16 protein-coding genes and 1 pseudogene are annotated in these 20,991 nt (G+C 70.5%); 11 read left to right on the top strand and 6 right to left on the bottom strand.

All coding sequences use genetic code 11. The annotated features are described in order from the left end of the window. Both MXD95_RS25320 and MXD95_RS25315 read left to right on the top strand, forming a co-directional pair. Positions 1-439 (top strand): isocitrate lyase/phosphoenolpyruvate mutase family protein (locus MXD95_RS25320; RefSeq protein WP_250643243.1); only part of this gene is annotated, 439 nt, incomplete at its 5' end. Positions 440-508: 69 nt separating this feature from the next. Then, positions 509-1,606: a DMT family transporter gene (locus MXD95_RS25315; protein ID WP_250643242.1), complete on the top strand. Its 1,098-nt coding sequence runs from the start codon at positions 509-511 to the stop codon at positions 1,604-1,606. Between the two features lie 129 nt (positions 1,607-1,735). On the opposite strand, the gene MXD95_RS25310 is transcribed toward MXD95_RS25315, so the two are convergent. The 3 genes and pseudogenes from MXD95_RS25310 to MXD95_RS29760 form a co-directional block, all read right to left on the bottom strand. After that, positions 1,736-2,488, bottom strand: a complete 753-nt coding sequence (locus tag MXD95_RS25310) for an ABC transporter permease (protein WP_250643241.1) — start codon at positions 2,486-2,488, stop codon at positions 1,736-1,738. After that, complete coding sequence (locus MXD95_RS29765; protein WP_250643245.1) at positions 2,485-2,778, bottom strand: DUF8746 domain-containing protein; 294 nt, start codon at positions 2,776-2,778, stop codon at positions 2,485-2,487. The genes MXD95_RS25310 and MXD95_RS29765 overlap by 4 nt, the downstream gene beginning before the upstream one ends. A gap of 123 nt (positions 2,779-2,901) precedes the next feature. Further along, positions 2,902-3,441, bottom strand: a pseudogene (locus MXD95_RS29760) (ATP-binding cassette domain-containing protein); the annotation flags it as partial. Positions 3,442-3,539: 98 nt separating this feature from the next. Between MXD95_RS29760 and MXD95_RS25295 the strand changes: the two are divergent. From MXD95_RS25295 to MXD95_RS25285, 3 genes are all read left to right on the top strand, one after another. Then, on the top strand, positions 3,540-4,790 hold the full coding sequence (locus MXD95_RS25295; RefSeq protein ID WP_250643240.1) for a sensor histidine kinase: 1,251 nt from the start codon (positions 3,540-3,542) through the stop codon (positions 4,788-4,790). After that, a complete protein-coding gene (locus MXD95_RS25290; RefSeq protein ID WP_250643239.1) occupies positions 4,787-5,443 on the top strand; it encodes a response regulator transcription factor in 657 nt (218 codons plus the stop codon). Before MXD95_RS25295 ends, MXD95_RS25290 begins: the two co-directional genes overlap by 4 nt. A 660-nt stretch (positions 5,444-6,103) precedes the next feature. Then, positions 6,104-7,201, top strand: coding sequence for a hypothetical protein (locus tag MXD95_RS25285; protein ID WP_250643238.1), 1,098 nt, complete (start codon positions 6,104-6,106; stop codon positions 7,199-7,201). A 249-nt stretch (positions 7,202-7,450) separates the two neighbouring features. Here MXD95_RS25285 and MXD95_RS25280 read toward each other — a convergent pair whose 3' ends face one another. Continuing rightward, a complete protein-coding gene (locus MXD95_RS25280; protein WP_250643237.1) occupies positions 7,451-9,013 on the bottom strand; it encodes a DUF2786 domain-containing protein in 1,563 nt (520 codons plus the stop codon). 352 nt (positions 9,014-9,365) lie between these two features. Between MXD95_RS25280 and MXD95_RS25275 the strand changes: the two genes are divergently transcribed. The 4 genes from MXD95_RS25275 to MXD95_RS25260 all read left to right on the top strand — a co-directional run bounded on the left by MXD95_RS25275 (position 9,366) and on the right by MXD95_RS25260 (position 12,822). Continuing rightward, positions 9,366-10,121 carry a helix-turn-helix domain-containing protein gene (locus MXD95_RS25275; protein WP_250643236.1) on the top strand — a complete coding sequence of 252 codons (756 nt, stop codon included), beginning with the start codon at positions 9,366-9,368 and terminating at the stop codon, positions 10,119-10,121. 396 nt (positions 10,122-10,517) lie between these two features. Beyond that, positions 10,518-11,252: a hypothetical protein gene (locus MXD95_RS25270; protein ID WP_250643235.1), complete on the top strand. Its 735-nt coding sequence runs from the start codon at positions 10,518-10,520 to the stop codon at positions 11,250-11,252. Between the two features lie 143 nt (positions 11,253-11,395). Then, on the top strand, positions 11,396-12,208 hold the full coding sequence (locus tag MXD95_RS25265) for an SDR family NAD(P)-dependent oxidoreductase (protein WP_250643234.1): 813 nt from the start codon (positions 11,396-11,398) through the stop codon (positions 12,206-12,208). Between the two features lie 95 nt (positions 12,209-12,303). Next, on the top strand, positions 12,304-12,822 hold the full coding sequence (locus MXD95_RS25260) for a GNAT family N-acetyltransferase (RefSeq protein WP_250643233.1): 519 nt from the start codon (positions 12,304-12,306) through the stop codon (positions 12,820-12,822). Between the two features lie 107 nt (positions 12,823-12,929). On the opposite strand, the gene MXD95_RS25255 is transcribed toward MXD95_RS25260, so the two are convergent. Further along, positions 12,930-15,152 (bottom strand): NADP-dependent isocitrate dehydrogenase, encoded by a 2,223-nt coding sequence (locus MXD95_RS25255; RefSeq protein WP_250643232.1) that lies wholly within the window; start codon positions 15,150-15,152, stop codon positions 12,930-12,932. A 300-nt stretch (positions 15,153-15,452) separates the two neighbouring features. Next, positions 15,453-17,762, bottom strand: coding sequence for a serine/threonine-protein kinase (locus MXD95_RS25250; protein WP_250643231.1), 2,310 nt, complete (start codon positions 17,760-17,762; stop codon positions 15,453-15,455). Between the two features lie 159 nt (positions 17,763-17,921). Here MXD95_RS25250 and MXD95_RS25245 point away from each other — a divergent pair, with 159 nt between their 5' ends. Both MXD95_RS25245 and MXD95_RS25240 read left to right on the top strand, forming a co-directional pair. After that, positions 17,922-18,899, top strand: coding sequence for a flavin reductase family protein (locus tag MXD95_RS25245; protein ID WP_250643230.1), 978 nt, complete (start codon positions 17,922-17,924; stop codon positions 18,897-18,899). Between the two features lie 884 nt (positions 18,900-19,783). Beyond that, the gene (locus MXD95_RS25240) at positions 19,784-20,824 is read left to right on the top strand and encodes a hypothetical protein (RefSeq protein ID WP_250643229.1); all 1,041 of its coding nucleotides are present in this window, start codon (positions 19,784-19,786) and stop codon (positions 20,822-20,824) included. Positions 20,825-20,991: the final 167 nt, after the last annotated feature.

Here is a 20,991-nt window from a genome sequence, read left to right as displayed (position 1 = left end):
GGAGCGGGTCTCCCACGCGGTCGCCGCCGCGCGGAGCCTGCCCTTCCCGTTCGTCATCACGGCACGTGCCGAGAACTTTCTTTACGGCCGTGCCGATCTCGAAGACACGATCCGCCGGCTTCAGGCATACGCACAGGCCGGGGCCGACGTGGTCTACTCGCCGGGGCTGCCCGACGCGGACGCCATCCGCGAGGTCTGCAAGCGGGTCCAGGCCCCGGTGAACGTGCTGGTGGGCCGGCCGCCGTTTCCCTCGGTGACCGAACTGGGCCAGCTCGGCGTCCGCCGGATCAGCTTCGGTTCCCTGCTGCCACGGATCGCTTTCGCGAGCGTCCTGCGGGTCGCCCAGGAGATCCACGAGGAAGGCACGTTCTCCCGTATCACCGAGGCGATACCTTACGCCGAGGTCAACCAGCTGATGTCTCCCGAGCCGCGGCACTGACTCACTTACCACCTGCTGCCGCAAGCCTGACAGAGAGGGAGTCCCGTCCCAGTTGTGAGGATCCTGCGCGTGACGGCTTCAATGGAAAACCAGAAAGCCAACCATGCCAGGCGACCGAATGGTGCCCTGATCGCCGTGGGTGTCACCGTTGTCCTGTGGGCCTCGGCGTTCGTCGGTATCCGATCGGTGGGACACACCTTCGCCCCGGGGCCGCTGGCGCTGGGACGGCTTCTGATCGGGGCGGTGACGCTCGGGATGATCGTGGCGGTGAAGCGGGGACCGGTCCTGCCCCGAGGTAACTCCTGGTGGTTCATTCTGGCCTACGGCGTGGCCTGGTTCGCTGCCTACAATGTCGCCCTCAACGCCAGCGAGCGGCATCTCGACGCCGGCACCTCGTCGATCCTGGTACAGGGCGGCCCGCTGCTGATCGCCCTGTTCGCCGGCCTCCTGCTCAAGGAGGGATTTCCGCCGCGGCTACTGGCCGGGTCCGTCACCGCTCTGATCGGAGCGGTGATCGTCGGCGCGGCCTCCGGCGGCGGGCGCCACACGGACCTTTTCGGGGTTGTCCTGTGCCTGGTGGCGGCCCTTATGTACGCGATCGGCGTCACGGCCCAGAAGCCGGCGCTGGCCCGGACCTCGGCGCTGTCGGCGACCTGGTTCGGCTGCCTGATCGGCGCGGTCGCCTGCCTGCCCTTCGCTCCCGACCTGTGGTCCGAGGGCGGTGACGCCTCGGCCGGTGCCATCGCCGGCCTGGTCTATCTCGGCGTCTTTCCCACGGCCATCGCGTTCACCACCTGGGCGTACGCGCTGGGTCGCATGCCCGCGGGCCAGTTGGGCGCCACCACCTATCTCGTACCCGTTCTCGCGACCCTGCTGTCCTGGATCATCCTGGACGAGGCGCCCGCGGCACTGTCGTTCGTCGGCGGCGCTCTGTGCCTGGCCGGGGTCGCGATCACGCGGTCGAAGGCGACCATCCGGCGCGGCACGCGCCCGCGTCCGGCCCAGGCCGGTGGTCTCGGAACCGAGAGCCGGATACAGACCGATGGCCTCGGAACCGAGAGTCGGACACAGACCGACGGGCCCGGAACCGAGGACCGGCCGCAGGTTCCGGTAGAATCCAACGCGCTGCCCGGCGGTGTCTCCGGTGGACTTGCGGACCGTTCCTGATCGTTCCGCCCGTCGAGTAAAGGTTGGGTGGGCCACGCGTCGAGGTGCCCGCCTGAGACGGGTCCTTTTACGGCTCTTCGCAGTTGACTGCGGCGGAGAGCCAACCTCAAAGTGCGAGCCAAACGTCGCTCATGCATCACGGCTACGCAACGCGTACCAGCCACCGAAGACCAACGCCGCCGTCCATACAGCCATAATCGGCAGGCCCAGCCACGCATCGTAGACAAAATCGGAATTCGAATGGAGGTTCATGGCTGCATACAGCGCAGCCCGGTCAGGCAGGAACTGGGCGACAGTCCGTAGGCTGGGAACCTCCATGCTCAGCGGAGACACAAGAAACAGGAGTGGCAGGAAAATTCCCATTGTCGCCGCCAGAGTGCGGAAGATCGCGGCGAGCCCCACACATAGGAGGGTCAGCAGCGGGAAGTAGAAAATCAGAGAAAGCACACCGCGCACTGTGCCGGGATCACCGAAGGAAACTCCGTGCTCACCCAGCAGACCTTGTGCCACAAAATACGTGATCAAAGTGGCCGGGATCGCGACGGCCAGAGAGAGGCCCGAGGTCACCAGAAGTTTACCAACGTAAAATCGGGCCCTTTGGGGAACCACAGTGAGAGAGGTAGCTATCGCGCCTTTATCATATTCGCCCCCCATAGCCAGCATCGCGAAAACAGCCACTGCGACCTGGGCGAAGTTCACCCCCCAGAAAGCCAGCGCCAGCGGATCAAAATCTTTTTGGGCAGCTTCGCCATCGCCGTAAGCCCCGCAGGCAAAGGAGCCGAAGCCGATGAGCAGGACAGCGGCCACCGTCAGCGCCCAAACGATCGATCGAACCGACCTAATCTTGGTCCACTCCGAGTACAGCACCGGTTGCAGAGTCATATCAGCGCCTCTCGTCCAGCAGCGGCGGTGAATTCGGCGGAACGCGCGGTCATCCGTAGGAACGCCTCCTCCAGGGAGTCTCTGTACAGTTCCAGTTCCTGGAGTGGCACGCCTTCGCGGGCGGCGACAGCGCCGATGTGGTCCGGCTGTGCCTCAGGTACCTCCCACATCCCGCCGTTCATCGCCGTCAGGGTGAGCCCCTCGGCGGCCAGTGCCTTGCCCAGCCGTTCGGGCCGGGTCGTGCGCAACCGGACCCGGCCGCGGCCGTACCGGGCACTGAACTCGGTCATGCTGACGTCGGCCAGCAGCCGACCTCTTCCGATGATGACTAGATGATCGGCGGTTACCGCCATCTCGTTCATGAGATGACTGGAGGCCAAGACCACCCGACCGTCTTCGGCGAGTTCCCTGAGCAGCTTCCTGATCCATTGGATGCCCTCTGGATCGAGGCCGTTGAGCGGTTCATCCAAGATCAGAACCTGAGGATCGCCGAGCAGCGCGGCCGCGAGCCCGAGCCGTTGACGCATGCCCAGGGAGAATCCACCGATCCGGCGCTTGGTTACGCTGGACAAGCCCACCCGGTCAAGCATCTCGTCGACCCGCACATCTGGGATGCGATTGCTCCTGGCGAGGACCAGCAGTTGGTCCCGAGCCCGCCGCCCGGGATGCACAGCAGCAGGGTCGAGAAGCGCGCCCACGTGCCGCAGCGGCTCCTCGATCCGCGCGTACGGGCGGCCGTTGATGAGCACCTCGCCGTCCGACGGTCGGTCGAGGCCAAGCATCATCCGCATGGTGGTCGTCTTGCCCGCGCCGTTGGGCCCGAGGAAGCCGGTCACTCGACCGGGTTCGACCTGAAAGGTGAGCTGGTTCACAGCGACAGTCGATCCGTAGCGTTTGGTGACATCCCGGACGTCAATACGCGCCTGGGGCAGTGATTCCTTCTCGGTCGCCATGGGTCCTAGTTAGCGACACGCGGGGCCACGCGCGGATCCCCCAACCGTCCTCCCTCCGGTGGGGGAGGTGCACGGGGGACCATGGTAGGCATCATGGAGTGGTGCCGGTCTTTGTCTCCCTGCTACTCCGACCCGCTGTCTACACGCGCTGGCTGCACCTAGCCATGGGCGGGGTCTTTGCCGGCATCTGCGTCATGGTCGCGCCGGGCTTCGATGAATCCCTGGCGACCACCCTGCTCACCTGCCTGGTGTCCCCGCTACCGTTGCTGACGCTCATCGCACTCGTGCCCGGGACCCGCCAGGCGGAAGGCATCCAGGCAAGGTTTCTCCTGAAGCCGCAGGACAGTGCAAAGATCAGTGTCGCCCGCTCGCGCACTCTGTCCGACTTGCGCAGGACCGGGCTCTGGTTGTTCTTCCGCGTCTGGTTCGGAGTCGCTGTTCTAGCCCTGACGGTCAACGCCGTTGCTCTTGCCGTCCAGCTCGCGTTCGCACCGTTCCGGCAGGGACCCCTGTACACCGCAGGAATCGAGGTACTGGACAGCGACCACCTGACGCTGGGTCCACTACTATTCCCGCCGTTGATCCTTGCTCTGCTATGGATGGTAGTCGCTGCCGGCGAGCTGCAATTGCGAGCGGCCCGGGCCTTTCTCAGCCCGTCTCCGGCCGAACAGCTGGCGGAGGCCGAACACCGGGCGGAACAGCTCCTGGAACGTAACCGACTCGCCGCGGAACTGCACGACTCCATCGGCCACGCGCTCACCCTGACAGTCCTACAGGCTGGCGCGGCCAGGGAGGTTGTGGGCACCGATCCCGCGTTCGTCGAGCGGGCCCTGACCGTCATCGAGGAGACGGGACGACGCGCCATGGACGACCTTGAACGAACCCTGGGGATACTGCGCGACACTTCTGCAGGCGTGCGCGCACGTCCCACGCTCGCCGAAATCGACGTCCTGCTGGGTATCGCTCAAGCTGCCGGCACCCCGGTCATCGCCGATGTCAGTCCACGGATCGGCGACATCCCCGGCGTCGTGTCCCGAGAGGCCTATCGGATCCTCCAGGAGGCGGTGACTAACGCACTGCGGCATGCGCAGGGCTGCCCGGTGATGATCGACATCAGTGTCGACGACGTGTCCCTGGAGCTGCGTATTGTCAACCCAGTCGCTGGCAGATCCATCAGCCCTCCCCGCCTTGGAGGCAAAGGCCTGCGCGGATTACGGGAACGGGCTGTCCTCCTCGGTGGCGAGTTCAGTGCCAGACCCCAGGACGGCCACTGGATCGTCGAGGTCCGACTCCCACTTCGTGTCGGGTCCACGAGGCAGCAGACGGCCCCGCGTAGAGTAGCCCGGTGACGGTTTCTGTCCTGCTCGCCGATGACGATGAGCTGGTTCGGGTGGGACTGCGGGTCATACTCGAGGCAAGTGGCGAGATCGCCGTCGTCGGCGAGGCCAGCGACGGCTCGACGGTCGTACCACTGATCCGGGAGACAGCACCGGACGTCGTGCTGATGGACATTCGTATGCCGAGGGTTGACGGGCTAGCTGCCATCCGGGAGATCCTCGCGGAGATTACCGACCCACCGAAAATTCTCGTACTCACCACTTTTGAACTGGACGACTATGTCTATGAAGCGCTCCGCGGTGGCGCCAACGGATTCCTACTCAAAAGAGCACGTCACGCAGAAATAGTCCAAGCCGTTCATTTGATCGCATCGAGCGATACCTTGCTGTTTCCCGAAGCGATCCGATACATGGCGAGCAGATCGGTGGATCAGGCGGCTCAAGAGGCGATGCGCCGGGCCACGCTCACAGGCCGGGAGGCCACCGTACTGCGACTAGTCAGTCAGGGATTGACCAATAGCGAGATCGCCGACCGGCTATTCCTCGGCGTCCAGACCGTCAAGACCCACGTGAGCAGCGTGTTGGCTAAACTCGGCGCGCGTGACCGCACCCAGGCAGTCATCATCGCCTTCGAGTCCGGCTTTGTGAAGGTCGGTAAGCATTGATCAGGACCTACCCCCACGTCGCGCGACGCGCCGCCCCGAGCCGTTTCCCCGTCAAGAAACCCGGCCAGCGCGGCACCCGCCACCCCGTCCCACCCACGATCAGGCTCGCCAACCCCGTAAAACCCCAGGCGGCAGCTTGATCAACTTAGGCTGAGTGGCATTGCCGGTCGTCACCGCAGGACAAAGCTCCGGATCGGATTCAGGACCGGTGTGCCCATTTTCATGGATCCTGGCAGATCACTGCCGTTGGCCAACACGCCTCCCGGCGGCGTCTGGGGAGCCACGGTAACAGTGGCGGCGGGCGCTACCCGGCGGTGGCGGCCGCCTTGCCGGGAACGGAGGGTGGACGCGACGGACGAGGCGAGCGCGGAGGCGAGCGCGGTGTCGTGGACGGACAGGCCGAGCTCGGTACCGGAACGAGTGGGCGCGTGTCGGCCGACCACTCCCACCATGTGACGTCGGACAGTGGTTGTCTGATTCCCCAACGCGGTTGACGCCGGAGGATGACCGGCCACCGTACGGGAGGCAGCGATGCGGTCGAGGCGTACTGGGGCTACGACGCGTGCGACGCGGTCGGGATGTACCAGGGGTGCGGCGCGGCCTGCGGTGCGCCCGGGGCGCGCGGTCAGGGTGGCTGCGGCGGCGGCGATGACGGCGGCGATGACGGCGGCGGCGACCGGGACCATCGTGGTCCTGTCGGCCGGGGCGGCGACAGCGGCTCCCAGCACGGCGGTGTCGAGGGCCGCGGGCGACGATCCGATCGTGACCGTGTCGCCGGTCGACCTCGGGGCCCTGCCGAGCTTCACCTACGTCAGCGCCACCTCGATCAACGACCGTGGGGACATCGTCGGCTCCGGCTACAGCGCGCCGTACGACACCCACGGATTCCGCTGGTCACGGGGTGCCCTGACCGCACTGCCCGACACCGCGCGAGGACCGTTGCGGATCAACAACGCCGGGCAGATCGCCGGGAGCATCCCGGGCCGCTTCTACTCCCCCGGCTTCGTGCTGCGCCCCGACGGGTCCGTCGTCCACCTCGACTTCTCCGTCTCCGACCAGAACGAGCGCGGGCAGGTGGTCGGAACGGGGCCGCTCACCGGCGGGACGCACGCGATGCTCTGGCGTGACGGCCACACCGTCGACCTCGGCGCTCCGGCGGGCCAGAGCAGTGGCGCCCGCGCCATCAGCGGCAACGGGTGGATCCTGGGCGACGTCCAGACCAACGACCACGCCCACGACCACTCGGCCCGCTGGATCCGGGGACGCTGGGTGCCGCTGCCCACCGCGACCGGCTACGGCTCCGACATCAACAACCGCGGCGACGTCGTCGGCTGGGCCGCGACGCCGACGGGAGACACCCACGCCATGCTGTGGCAGGGCGACCGCGCGACCGACCTGGACCCGCATGACCCGCTGAGCACGGCGGTCGCCATCAACGACGCCGGCCAGATCCTCGGTTCGACCTACGACCCCGCGACCAACGTCGGGCACATCCTGCTCTGGGACCACGGCCGCCGGACCCAGCTGGGCGACTTCGGTGGCCTGTTCGCGCGGCCGGTCGCCCTCAACGAGCGGGGCGACATCGTCGTCGCGACCAGCACCGCCGCCTTCCGGCGGAGCCACGGCCGGACCGAGCGGCTCGGCGGCTCCGCCCAGCCGATCGCGATCAACAACCGGGGTCAGGTGGTGGGCTCCACCTCGCTGCCAGACGGCACCAGCCACGCCGCCCGGTGGGACTGGCCTGAGCGGCATCCCTGACCGTGAACGCCGCCAGGGCCGCGGCGAGGGTACGCGCATCGTCTGCGGTTGAGCCCCCTCCTGGGCGGAGAGCGCCTTGGGACTCGCCGCGCCAGGCCGGTGCGGCCGCGAGAGCACGGACATCTGGGTCAGCCCCAGTGCGTGGGCCGGGCGCTCCTGGCGCAGCCGGCGGGCCAGCCGACCAACCGAGACCCTGACCTCACCGGCAGGCGGCCGCCGGGCCCTGAGGCCAGGTCGCCGCGGGACTGGTCAGCCGGAGCGGTCGGCGGTGACCTCGTCGCGGGTGTGCAGAGTGGCGAGGTCGGCGGCGGCGCGGCCGGAGGCCCAGCCCTCGGGGTCGGTGGCGCGCACGGCCTGGGCGACGATCTGCGGGAACATCGACTCGGTCGCCTCGCGGACGGAGTCGGTGCGGGCGGCGAGCACCGGCAGCAGGCGGCCATCGCCCGTCTCCGCCGCGGCCTCGGCATGGGCCTGCTCGGACGCGGCGCTCAGACGCTGACCGATGCGGGTCGCGAACGAGGCGAGGAACGACTGGCGAAAAGAGCGGGTGCGGGACCGTCCGGCGCCGTCCTGGCGGGACCCGGCCCGCATCATCGCCGTGGTCGCCTGCACCAGCAGCGACGTGTAGAGCAGCTCGACGGCGTCCAGGTCGGGCTCGAAGCCGATGACGGTGGCGAACCCGAGGCTCTTCGACCACACCGTGCGGCAGCGGTTGGCGTCGGACACCACGTCGAGCAGGCTGGCCTTGGCGATCTCATACGGGTTGTCGATGCCGACCCGGCGGCCCGCCGGGGTCTCCCGGGCGCCCTGACCGGCTGCCAGCAGCGCCTCATCGATGCTGTGCCGGGCCATGAGCTGCTGCGCCTTGGCGGTCAGCGCCTCGGCTTCCTCGGCGAACTCGGTCGATTCGGCCTTCGCCAGCAGCGCGCGGACCCGGTCGAGCATGCGCCGGTCGGATCCGCCGGCAGCGGTTGCGCCGACACTCGTCGGGCCGGCATCGGTCGCGCCGGTGGCCGTCCCGGTGGAACGACCCGCCCCGGACGCCCGACGACCCCCGGACGCGGCTCGTGCCCCGGAGGAGGAGGAGGAGGCTCGTGCTCCGGAGGAGGATCGGTCGCCGGCAGTGGTGCGGCCCCCGGACGCGGCCCCGGACGTTGTGTCCCGGCGGGCGCTGCCTGGCGGGGGGCACAGCGACTCGAGCGGGGGCAGCGAGTGCACGACCGCGAGCAGTTCCACGGCGTCGGCAAGTGTCTGCGACCGGTCCAGGCTCTCCCGGTGCCCCCAGCGATCCAGCCATTCCTCGTCTCGTTCCCACCAGACGGTGGCGCCCAGGCCGCGCAGCTGGGCCTGCCAGCGCTCGTCGACGGTGGCGGCGGCGTAGCGGCGCATCTCGGCGGCCATGGCATCGACGGCCAGCCGCGCGTGCCGCGCACTGGCCCGGCGGCCCACGATGCGGTGCACGTCCACCGGCTGCCAGCCGCGCTGCCAGGCGGCCTCGACAACGCGGTCGAACCAGGCGAGCAGGCACCGGTTGACGACCTGCCGCCCCCGCGCCTCCTGCGGCACGCCGACCAGTGCCTGCACGCAGTTCGTGAACTGGTCGGCGTCCTCGCGCAGCCGCGCGTTCACCGCCGCCCCGATCAGCTGGTCGACGATCTCCGGAAGGGTCCCGTACGCGGGGCGTCCCCCGTTGAACAGGCCCCGCGCGGAGTCGGTCTCGCCGCCCGCCGCGGACCGGCCGGACTGCGCGCGGCCGCGTTCCGTCCGCGCCTTCTGTCTGGCCTTACGACGTTCCCGATTCCGGATGCCCACGCTCACCTCTTCCGCTGGCCCGCACCGCACGGCAAGTATCCCCACCGCCACGGATACCGCGGTGGTCACCCACCGGAGAGCCCACGGGCTCGGTGTTGTCTCGGCGTGAGTCGCCGACCAGACGGCCCGCCCGCGACCCATACGCCAAGACCGCCCGCCGCCTGCCGGGGGCACAGAGCCGGCCCCTTCTGAGCCGGCCCTGCCGGCGGCCCCTGCCACGCACCATGTCGCCGGGGACGAACGAAGCCATCCAAGCCCCGCGGACCGCGGCCGAACGGCCCGGTGCCGGCGATCCGCACCTGGTCGACTACGGTCGTGGAGCATAAGTGGTGACATCGAGATTCGGGCGCGGGTGGCAGAGCTGCGGGGCCAGGGGAAGTCGCCGAAACAGATCGCGCGCATCCTCGGAATGTCGCCGTCCGTGGTGAACCCGATCGTGCGGGCGGTCGCGGCCGAGGCACAGGCCGCGGCTGGGGAGCCGGCGCTCGTCGGCTGCTGGATCAGCGCCGGCTGGCGGCGGGGTCTCATGGTGGACCCGGCGCCGGGCTGGGTGGACGTGGCGGACACCGTCGACGGCCCCGACATCGCGGCCGCCCCCGCCGAGCTGGACGGACCGGACAGCATCCGCGAGCTGGACCGGCCCGGCGGGCGGACCATCCTCGGTGGACTGGTCGCGGTGCTGGTCGCCCGCCGGCACCGGTGGGGCAGGGTGTCGGTGTGCGGTTACCTGGCGGACTGCTACTGCCTCGGCGTCAAGAACGCGCTGGGCCCGACGATCATGTCCGACGTCGAGCTGCCCGGTTTCCGCGAGACGTACTTCGCCTCCCAGCCCTACGGATGGCAGGACGCACCGCTGGACCTCGCCGCCGATGTCGTCCTCGGTTCCGTCGAGTACGCCCGCGGCCTCGGCTTCGAGCCGCACCCCGACCTGGCTCCGGCCGCCGCTCATCTCGGGGCCTGGGAAGGACCGTCCGCGATCACGTTCGGCCGGGGCGGCCAGCCGTTCTACATCTCCGGACCGTATGACGACCCGGCCAAGGTCATGCGGACGTTGCAGGCGACGTCGCCCGGCGCCCCGCCGGCCCTCATCGTCGGACAGGCCGGCTGAGACTCCACCCGGCCCAGGGTCGGCAGCCGCGGTCGATGCGGCCTGTCAACCTCCAGGCCGACCTTGTCCCGGTCCCGCGTCTCGTCCGCGCCACTTCGACGCCAGGCTCGGCGGGCACACGACGATCACCAACGCCAGGCTCGGCGGGCGCACGAGGATCACCGTGCACGCCCGGTGTCGGCACGGCAGATCGGTCCCGCGGCGACGAAACTGTCGGACCCGGTCACTAGGCTCGGACGCAAGGGATCACGAGAGTGCCCCTGGGCCTGAGTGGGTTCAGGGCACCTCGGCAGGTTCAGGGCACTGGCAGGTTCAGGGCACCTCGGCAGGTTCAGGGCACTGGCAGGTTCAGGGCACTCGGCAGGTTCAGGCACGGGACGCACAGGGGGTAAGGCAGTGGCTCGGGAGGTCATCTCGATCGTCAACGTCTGGTGTGACAACAGGGGGCAGCACCCGCACGACCGGATCGCGGCCACAACGACCGCGACGCTCGCCTTCGACGGCAGTCTCGTCCGCCTGGACCTGTGCGCCGAGTGCCGGGACGAGCTGTCCTCGGTGCTGGGCGAGTACGCCGAGTTCGGTGAGGTGACGCCACTGACCCGTGGTACCCGTGTGGACACGGCCTGGACCGCCATCGAGGAGAACGACGCGGCGGCCACATCGCCGACCGCACCCGCTTCGTCGGCGGCGCGGTTCCCGGCGGCCCGGTCATCGGGAAACCGCTCGTCGGCGGCGGCCCGTTCGGCGGCGGCACCAGCGGCCAGCGTCTCGGCCGAGCCTGCCGAGACGCTGGCCGGCGGGGGGCAGCGGTCGCAACGGCCACATCAGGCCGCCTCGACGACCGTCGTCCGCGCCTGGCTGCTCGATCATGCGGGCGACCTCGACGTGCCCGTGCCCTCCCGTGGAGCGCGGTTGTCGGCACAGCAGAAGGACGCCTACGACCAGGCCCACGGCTGGGAGAAGACGGGCGGCACCTGGCGCCCCGCGGCGACCACCGAGGCCGTTGGCGACCCCGCCGACGCGGAAAGCCCGAGCAGAAAAAGGAGCGCCAGCGACACAGACGGCGCAGGCGCGGAGCCCGGTCCCAGCGAAGCCGCCGCCGAGCCGGTCGCAAGCGGTCACGTCCACTGATCGTCTGCCGTCGTCCGGACGAGGCGGCGGGACTTCCGCGTCTGCCGTGGGTGAGGCAAACAGTTGTCTGGCGCATCGGGCCTCGACTAGAACCAGCAGGAGGTGAGCTGGTTCACATCGGACGGCGACGGAGGCGGTCGTAGATGGATCTGGGTCTGGGCGGGGCGAAGGTGGTCGTCAGTGGCGGCTCGAAAGGGATGGGCCGCGCGGCCGCGGAGCGGTTCGCCGCCGAGGGCGCCGAGGTCGCCGTGCTGGCCCGAGGCAAGGAGGCCCTCGACGAGACGGTGGCTGCCCTGCGGGAGCTCGGCGCGCCCGAAGCGTACGCACTCCCCACCGATCTGACCGACCCGACGTCCGTCCAGGCGGCCTTCGACTCGGTCACGCAACGGTGGGATGGCCAGTTGAACGTGCTGGTGAACGCGGCCGGCCCGGTGGACGTCGGTGTCCGCGGCTTCGACGACCTCGACGACGACGAATGGCAGGCCACCTTCGACATCGGCACGCTGAGCGCGGTGCGCTGTGTCCGTGCGGCGCTGCCCGCGCTACGGGCCGCGCAGTGGGCGCGGATCGTCAACGTCAGCGCCCACTCGACCCGCCGGCAGTCGCCGAGGCTGGTCGCCTACACTGCCGCCAAGGCGGCGCTGACCAGCCTGAGCAAGAACCTCGCCCAGTCCCTGGCCACCGACGGCATCCTCGTGAACACGGTTTCGCCGGGTTCGTTCCTCTCCGCCGGGTTGAAGTCCTACCTGGGCGCCCTGCCATCCGAGCGGAACATCGACCCGGAAAGCCTCGTCGACGCGATGCGGGTCATCCGCGAGGACTTCCACCACCCCGCCTTCCTGCCCCGCGCCGGCGACCCGGCCGAGATCGGCCCGGTCATCGCCTTCGTCGGTTCCCGGGTCAACACCTACATGACCGGCGCGGACATCAACGTCGACGGCGGCAGCGACTTCTGAGCCGCCGCGTCGCCGCGCCGCCCGGTCCCCGCCGCGGACGGCGGTAAGCGGATATTCGGGTGACGTCGGTCCGTGGCCGGAGTAGGACCAGACTCATGACGCTCGAACTTCCGGCCGGGGTACGGGTACGTGAGCCGCGGGAAGACGACCACGGGCGGGTGCTTGCGGTGCTGGATCTGTGGTGGGGCGGGCTGAAGGGCGCGTCGGGAGCCTGGGAGCGCCGGCTCCTTCTCCCCCGTTTCCTCTTCCAGCACTTCACCCCGAGCAGCCGCCTGGTCGAGGCGGACGACGGGACGCTACTGGCCTTCCTGATCGGTTTTCTGTCACAGACGGATCCGGCCAGCGCCTACATACACTTCGTCGGGGTCGCCCCGTCCGCGCGTCGCGCCGGCCTCGGATCGTGGCTGTACCAGGATTTCTTCACCCGCGCCGCCAGCCACGGCCGGCGTTGGATCCACGCGATCACCAGCCCCGAGAACGCCCGTTCCATCGCGTTCCACACCAGCCTCGGCTTCACCATCGCCCCCGGCGGCAGCGCAGTCGACGGAATCCCGGCCCATCCGGACTACGACGGCCCGGGCCTACCGCGCGTCGTCTTCCGGAAGGCGAGCTGACGGCCAGGACCGCCGGGGATCAAAGAGATACTTCGGACCGGGCCATGGGCCACCGGACGAGGGCGGCGTCACAGCGCCCCCGTCCGGCTGGTCCCGGCTGCGCTCCGTCAGGCGGTGATGAGGGTGAGGGCCTCGTTGAAGGTGACCGACGGGCGCATCACCTCGGCCGCCTTCACCGAGTCGGGCTGGTAGTAGCCGCCGACGTCGGCGGGGCTGCCCTGGACGGCGAGCAGCTCGGCGCTGATCGCCTCCTCGGACTCGGCGAGGGTCTTCGCCAGCGCGGCGAACGTCGAGGCCAGGGCCGCGTCGTCGGTCTGGGCGGCGAGTTCCTGCGCCCAGTACAGGCTCAGGTAGAAGTGGCTGCCGCGGTTGTCGATCCCGCCGACGCGCCGGGCCGGCGACTTGTCCTCGCCCAGGAACGTCGCGGTGGCCCGGTCGAGGGTGTCGGCGAGGACCTTCGCTCGGGTGTTGCCGGTGACGGTGGCGAAATGCTCGAAGCTGACCGCCAGCGCGAGGAACTCACCCAGGCTGTCCCAGCGCAGGTAGTTCTCCTTGACCAGCTGCTGGACGTGCTTGGGCGCCGAGCCGCCGGCGCCGGTCTCGAACAGGCCGCCGCCGTTCATCAGCGGGACCACCGAGAGCATCTTCGCGCTGGTGCCGAGCTCAAGGATCGGGAACAGGTCGGTCAGGTAGTCACGCAGCACGTTGCCGGTGACCGAGATCGTGTTCTCGCCGCGACGGATCCGCTCCAGCGAGAAGGCGATCGCTTCCTCCGGCGCCTTGATCTCGATGGTGAGACCGGCGGTGTCATGCTCGGCCAGGTAGGCGCGGACCTTCTCGATCAGCTGGGCGTCGTGGCCGCGGGTCTCGTCGAGCCAGAACACGGCCGGGTCGCCGGTGGCGCGGGCGCGGACGACGGCGAGCTTCACCCAGTCGCGGATGGGCGCGTCCTTGGTCTGGCAGGCGCGGAAGATGTCACCGGCGGCGACGGCATGCTCCAGGACGGCCACGCCGGCGGTGTTCACCACCCGGACGGTGCCGGTCGTGGCGATCTCGAAGGTCTTGTCGTGGCTGCCGTACTCCTCGGCCTTCTGCGCCATGAGACCGACGTTGGGTACGGAACCCATGGTGGCCGGGTCGTAGGCGCCGTGCGCGCGGCAGTCGTCGATCACGACCTGGTAGATGCCGGCGTAGCTGGAGTCGGGCAGCACCGCCAGGGTGTCCGCCTCCTGGCCGTCCGGTCCCCACATGTGGCCCGACGTGCGGATCATCGCCGGCATGGACGCGTCCACGATGACGTCGCTGGGCACGTGCAGGTTGGTGATGCCGCGGTCGGAGTCGACCATGGCGAGCGCGGGGCCCTGCGCGATCTCGGCCTCGAACGAGGCGCGGATCGCCGCACCCTCGGGCAGCGCCTCGAGGCCCTTGAGGATGCCGCCCAGACCCTCGTTGGGGGTCAGGCCCGCGGCGGCGAGCGTGCCGCCGTGCGCGGCAAAGGTCCTGGGGAAGAAGGCACGGACCACATGACCGAAGATGATCGGGTCGGAGACCTTCATCATCGTGGCCTTGAGGTGCACGGAGAACAGCACACCCTCGGCCTTGGCCCGCGCGATCTGCGCGGTGAGGAACTCCCGCAGCGCCGCGACCCGCAGCACCGAGGCGTCGACGACCTCACCGGCGAGCACCTTCAGCGCCGGCAGCAGCACGGTGGTGGAGCCGTCGTCACCGACGAGCTCGATGCGCAGCGTGTCGCCGGCCGCGATCGTGACGGACTTCTCGGTGGAGCGGAAGTCGTCGGCGCCCATGGTGGCGACGTTCGTCTTCGAGCTGCCCGACCAGGCGCCCATCCGGTGCGGATGCGCGCGGGCGTAGGCCTTCACCGAGGCGGGGGCGCGCCGGTCGGAGTTGCCCTCGCGCAGCACCGGGTTGACGGCACTGCCCTTGATCTTGTCGTAGCGGGCGCGGATCTCCCGCTCGGCGTCGGTGGCCGGTTCGTCCGGGTAGTCCGGCAGCGCGTAGCCCTTGGCCTGCAACTCCGCGATCGCGGCCCGCAGCTGCGGGATCGACGCCGAGATGTTCGGCAACTTGATGATGTTCGCCCCCGGCGTCTTCGCCAGCTCACCGAGCTCGGCGAGCGCGTCGTCGATGCGCTGCGCGGGCTCCAGGTGCTCCGGGAAACTCGCGATGATCCGCCCGGCCAGCGAGATGTCGCGGCTGTCGACCGGGACACCCGCGGCCGCGGCGTACGCCCGCACCACCGGCAGGAACGAGTACGTCGCCAGGGCCGGCGCCTCATCGGTCAGGGTATAGATAATCGTTGACTCAGTCACCGACACTCCGCTTCACGTCTGCTCCGTCTGGGTATCACGATATGCCGCGAGCTCTCCGCATTCTGGCCCGGCGGCGCCGAGACGACCTGATCGCGGGTGAAGCCCCACGTCGCAGCCAACATCACAGGCTGCCACGCTCTGGATCGGGAGTGCCGGACCGCGCCCGCAGGAGCGGACAGACCTGCGGGAGCACAGCGGGAGATATCACAGCAGGTCACGATGATTCCGCTATGGGTTACGGAGGTGCGGCAAAACTCGGCAACGGATGCCGACGGGCTCGGCATCGGTCCGACCCGCCGTTCACGGGCCGGGGCGGAAGGAGGCGACGATGGTGCGCAGCTTCGCGATGTTGGCCGCCCACTGGTCGTCGGGGACACGCCAGCGCAGTCCGTAGCCGTGGCCGTTGCGCACGACGCCCAGGTCGAGGACGTGGATCGTGCGTCCGCCCGAGGCGAACGTGAACTCCCAGGCGGCGGCGGTCGTCCCGGCGCCACCGTCGGCCGGGCTGATCGAGAGGCGCCGGTAGCCGGGGGACGTCGCGCGCACGGCGCCCTCAAGCTCGCGCCAGGCTCCGATGGCCGACGCCCCGGCCGTTCGCTGGGTTTCGATCAGCAGGTCGGGATATCCCGACGGGTCATCGGCGACCAGCCGCCCACCGCTGCCGGACGTCCGCCAGCCCGACGGCAGGGCGACGGACCAGCCGTCACGGTGCGCCGCGTATCCGGCCGGGACGCTCGCGGGCGCGGTGGAACTCGGGACCAGCGTGCCGAGATCGTCGAGGCCCCCCGTCGCGCCTGCCGTGCCGGCGGTGGAGGACGTCCCGCCACTCGTCGCGGTGGGACGCACGGAGGCGCCCGGCGTGGGCCGCTCCCCCGGCCCGACGGAGGCGGCGGCGGACGCGGTGGGTCTGGTCGCGGAGGCGCCGGGCTCGGGACCGCCGGCGTCCGGACTTCCGGATGGCGTCTGCGCCGCGGCCGCGCGGCCACCTGACCGGGCCAGATCGGCCCTGGGCGGAGAGGACGACGGGTCCGCGCCCGTGAGCACCAGCCCCAGGGCGATCCCGACGGCGACCAGTGCCGCCGCGGCCGCCATCACCACTATCCGACGCCGCCGACGGCCGTGCTCTCCTGCGGACGAGCCGGCCTGCGCAGGCACCCGCGCCGAAGGCGGACCGTCCGCATCCACCCCGTCCGGTCCGCTCGCGTCGGCGCGAGCGGACCGCGGCTCGAACGCGCCCCGCTCGTACGGATCGGGTTCGTACGCGGCAGGTTCGTGCGGGGCGGCTTCGTACGAGGCAGGTGGGTAGGGGTCAGATGGGTACGGGTCAGGTCCGGACGGGCCACGCTGGGGCGCCCCAGCTTCGGCCGGCTCGGACTGGTCAGCGACGCCGGCCGTGCGTCTGGTCAGATCGGGCGATTCCGGCACCACGGCGTCGGCCGGTTGCTCCGGGACGGACGTGGCCACGGACGCAGCGTCCACCGCCCACTCGGGTGAGGCAGGCCTACCGGACGTCGCGCCGCCCGCCCGCTCGGGCGGTGCCGACGGCGCTGTACCGGCCGCCCGCTCGGGCGATGCCGGTGGCGGAACCACGACGCCGCTCCTCCGATCGGGTGGTGGCATGGACACCGCCTCGAGCGTGCGATCGGGCGGGAGCAGGGACTGTGAGGTGCTGGTCCGATCGGGCGGGAGGATGTCGAGCAGGGGGGTCTCGTCGGCCAGGCGCTCGGCAACCTCGCGCAACCGACCACGGGCCTCGGCCAGGGAGGGACGGTGGGCCGGGTTGGCAGAGAGCAGTTCAGTGACCACGCCGCGCAGCGGGCCGCTGTACCGGAAGGGGCGTCGCCGGTCTTCGACGACGGCGGCCAGGACGCCGAGCGCGCCCTCCCCCTCGAACGGCGGGACCCCCTCGACCGCGGTGAACAGCGTGGCGCCGAGCCCCCAGACATCGGCGGCGACACCGACCCGGGCGCCGCGGGCCCGCTCGGGCGCGATGTAGGCGGGAGAGCCCACGAGCATGCCGACCTCGGTCAAGGTGGCATCACCTTCGGTGACAGCGATGCCGAAGTCGGTCAGTCGGGCCTGACCATCCGCAGTGACCAGCACGTTTCCCGGTTTGACGTCGCGGTGGACCACACCGGCGCGGTGCGCCGCCTCCAGGGCGTAGGCGAGGCTGACCCCGATCCGGGCGACCTCCAGTGCCGGCAGCCGTTCCCGCTGACGGATCAGGTCGGACAGGGACATCCCGTCGACGTACTCCATCACGATCCAGGTGCGATCGTCCGCGTCGAGAACGTCATAGACGGCGACCAGCCCGGGATGGCGCAGACGGGCGGCCGCACGGGCCTCACGCAGCACCCGCTGGTTGAACAGCTCCCCTTCCGCCTCGGACGCCGCTGGCGGCCGACGCAGCTCCTTGATCGCGACTCGGCGACGGAGCAGCGTGTCCTCGCCCTCCCGGACGATCCCACCGCCGCCCCGCCCGAGAATGCGCCCGAGTCGATAGCGGCCCGCGAGGCGCCGCTCCTGACTGGCGCTGTGTTCCTGGCTCGCGCCGCGATCCTGGCTCGCGCCACGGTCCGGGCTCGCGCCACGGTCGGTCGGCGTCGGCATGGCCTGCTCTGCCCCCTCATTTCAGGGATGTCACCGCAATGCCCCCATCCTCCGACGTGCGCGCTGCCCAGGCAGGGCATATGGCACGGCGAGCCGCGACCCACCTCGCCGAGGTGACGGTCGGTGTACACGGACACGCAGGTGAAGGAAGGTGGAGTCATGCCGAAGGACACGCCTGCCCCGCTCGCCGCGCCCCGGGCAGCCGAGACGATCCGCCCCCGCACGTCCGGGACCGCCGCCATGGCCCAGACGGCCCAGACGGCCCAGACGGCCCGTCCGCCTCGCACCCCCAGCACGGCTCGCAGCGCCGGCACGCCGCTCACCGCCGGCACGGCCCGGGCAGCCGACGGGGCCCGGGCGGACCAGGCTGGTCAGCTCGCGTCGGCGAGTGACGGGTTGCGCGAGGCGTTCCGTCGACACGCGGCAGGTGTGGCGGTGGTCACCTTCCCCCGTCGGGGCGAGCCGGCCGGATTCACGGCCACCTCGGTGACGTCCCTGTCGCACCGTCCGCCGCTGTTGTCGTTGGCGCTGGCGAGGACGTCATCGCTGGTTCCGACGCTGCACGCGGCCGAGACCCTGGTCGTCCATCTACTCGGGCACGACCAGCGGGAACTGGCGAGACGGTTCGCCGAGCCGGGTGCCGACCGGTTCGCCGCACCCACCCGGTGGCGCCGCCTCGGCACCGGTGAACCTCTGCTGCTGGATGCCGCCGTCTGGCTGCGCTGCCGTATACGCGAGCGCATCGCCACCGGTGACCACTGGCTCGTCGTCGCCGAGGTGCTCGACAGCCGGATGGAACGCCCGGCCGCGCCGCTGATCTATCACGACGGCAGCTACGGCACGTTCCATGAACCGCCCGCCGCCTCGGGTGCCACAGGCTCCTCGGCCACCCCTGCCACCTCAGTCACCTCTGCCACCAAGGACACACTGGACACCGGCACCAGCAGCGGAACCGGCACTGCGGGCACGGGCGCGCGCACAGCGGCGGGCACCGCGGCCGGAATAGTCGCCACCGCCGGCAGCGGCTCCGGCAGCGGCGCAGGAACACCCGTCGCCGGGCCCGGCACCTCCGACGGAGACCTCGGCATCCGCTCGGCGCCGGCGGTTCGGACCGGGCCGGTGGCAGGGAGTGCCTGATCCGGTAACACCGTAGGAACCACCCCAGGGTGCCCGGGCGTGCCGGTGGCCGTCCGCGGCGTCGACGGCCCTGTCCGGCGGACGAGACCATCGGTGTGCCGTGCGGCACGGACTTGTCCCCAGCGGCGGCGATCATCCGCTGGGCACGTCCGGGGCATCGAGGACGGGCAACCGGGTTCCGACGGCGCGCCGACCGACCGAAAAGGGTCGGCGCGAACAGGCTACTCATATTCCGGGGGCATTTTCCGGGCACAACCCGCATCCATCCCGCCAGGCCGGTGACCGCCGGCAAACGCTCAGCCGGCCCACTGGTGGCGGCCGATTCGAGAATCAGCCGTTATCCCGAGCCGAATGGACCAGGCGAGTCCGGCCGGAGGGCTCCTGACTCCCCTTCATTTCCGGGCCCGCTCCCCCACCATTGGAGAGTCATCCGGATTCTGGCCTGAGGGCCATCGACCGAATGCGGCGTATCGGAGCTCTCCAACCTGGCCTCACCGCTATGAAGTAGCAGGTCAGAGCGCTACCAAGGCACAGACCTGCAGGCATTGCCCAGCGAGCGGAAGCGCCGCGGCCGACCCGTGGGGCACTCTCGGGGCACGACCATAGGAGTGCGTGACAACAATCGCGGGCACAGATCGCGGCCGCCGCAATCTTCACCACACCCGGCCAGTTGTATGGTGCGATCGACCAGTTATCCGGATAACGTGCCGGGAGTTCTCACGAAAATGCAACGGACTACGCGCTCCCTCTCGAAATCGGGCGCCCGAACGATCGGCGCCGCGACAGCCTCGTTTTGCCTGTCGCTGGGCATGGTCGGCGCGGCATCAGCGACCACTCCGGGGCAGGACGTCGGTCTCGCGCCCACGGCGGGTGGCCTCTCGGGCGTGACGGCAGGCATCACGTCGGACCAGCAGGACGTGATTCGCAATCTCGTCGCCTCAGCGCTCGACGACACGGGCCAGCCCCGGATCGGCGCTGGCCCGAGCAGCATCGGGGTCACGGCCACTGCCGCCGCATCGATCAGCCCGGTTGTCAAGGACGTGCTCTCCGCACCGGTGAGCGTCCCGTGCAAGGACGGCGTGCCCGCGAAGGACGGCTGGGCCTGCCCGTCACCGGTGCCAGCACCGGCACCGATCGTCAATCCCGCGCCGATCGTCGGGCCGATTATCATCCCGGGGCCGATCGTCGGGCCCATCATCATCCCGGGATCCGTGGCGGCGCCCGTCCCCTGCAAGGACGGCGTGCCGACCAAGGACAATCCCACCTGCACCGGCGTGGGCGGCGTGGGGACGCCCGTCATCTGCAAGGACAACGTCCCCACCAAGGACAACCCCACCTGCATCGGCGGGGTGCCCGGCGGCGGGATCCCAGGCGGCGGCACGCCAGGCGGCGGAGTTCCCGGAAACGGCACTCCCGGTGGCGGCTTCCCGGGTGGTGGCACACCCGGCGGCGGCGTTCCCGGAAGCGGCACACCGGGCGGCGGCACGCCCGGTGGCGGCTTCCCAGGTGGCGGCACACCTGGTGGCGGCACGCCCGGCGGCGGCTTCCCAGGTGGCGGCACACCCGGCGGCGGCACACCCGGCGGCGGCTTCCCAGGTGGCGGCACACCCGGCGGCGGCTTCCCAGGTGGCGGCACACCCGGCGGCGGCTTCCCAGGTGGTGGCACACCTGGTGGCGGCACACCCGGCGGCGGCGCACCAGGTGTAGGCGCACCAGGCGCGGGCAGTCCGCAGCCTGCCTCCTTCGGTGCTGGACCGGCCCCGGCCGTGCCCACCGCGGTGAGTGCCGGTAACAGTGGTCTGCTCGTGGCGGGTAACCGGCTGCCGGTCGTTCCGCTGGGCGCACTGGGCCTGTCGATCGGAATCGCCGGAACGCTGTTCGGCTGCCAGCGCCGTCGCACGCACCTGGCTCGCCGCCGGGGATGATGCCCGACACGGGACAGGCGGACGCAGCCGATCCGTCCGGTCCCGAACCGTCCGGTTCCGAGCCCCCTCGCGCGGACCCGGGCGCCGCGCTGTCCGGCGGCAGCCGAGCCGGCGACCCCGCAGCACCATCCAGCAGTCGACAGCACAGGGCCGCCTGGACCCGATGG

Origin of the sequence: Frankia sp. AiPa1 (assembly GCF_023243075.1) — a bacterium.
Lineage (GTDB): Bacteria > Actinomycetota > Actinomycetes > Frankiales > Frankiaceae > Frankia.
This window is presented reverse-complemented; position numbering and strand designations above follow the sequence as displayed.

Coding starts and splice junctions, on each gene's coding strand:
- MXD95_RS25310 (WP_250643241.1), bottom strand. CDS start 2,488: ATGACTCTGCAACCGGTGCTGTACTCGGAGTGGACCAAGATTAGGTCG.
- MXD95_RS29765 (WP_250643245.1), bottom strand. CDS start 2,778: ATGACCGAGTTCAGTGCCCGGTACGGCCGCGGCCGGGTCCGGTTGCGC.
- MXD95_RS25285 (WP_250643238.1), top strand. CDS start 6,104: ATGACGGCGGCGGCGACCGGGACCATCGTGGTCCTGTCGGCCGGGGCG.
- MXD95_RS25265 (WP_250643234.1), top strand. CDS start 11,396: ATGGATCTGGGTCTGGGCGGGGCGAAGGTGGTCGTCAGTGGCGGCTCG.
- MXD95_RS25260 (WP_250643233.1), top strand. CDS start 12,304: ATGACGCTCGAACTTCCGGCCGGGGTACGGGTACGTGAGCCGCGGGAA.
- MXD95_RS25250 (WP_250643231.1), bottom strand. CDS start 17,762: ATGCCGACGCCGACCGACCGTGGCGCGAGCCCGGACCGTGGCGCGAGC.
- MXD95_RS25245 (WP_250643230.1), top strand. CDS start 17,922: ATGCCGAAGGACACGCCTGCCCCGCTCGCCGCGCCCCGGGCAGCCGAG.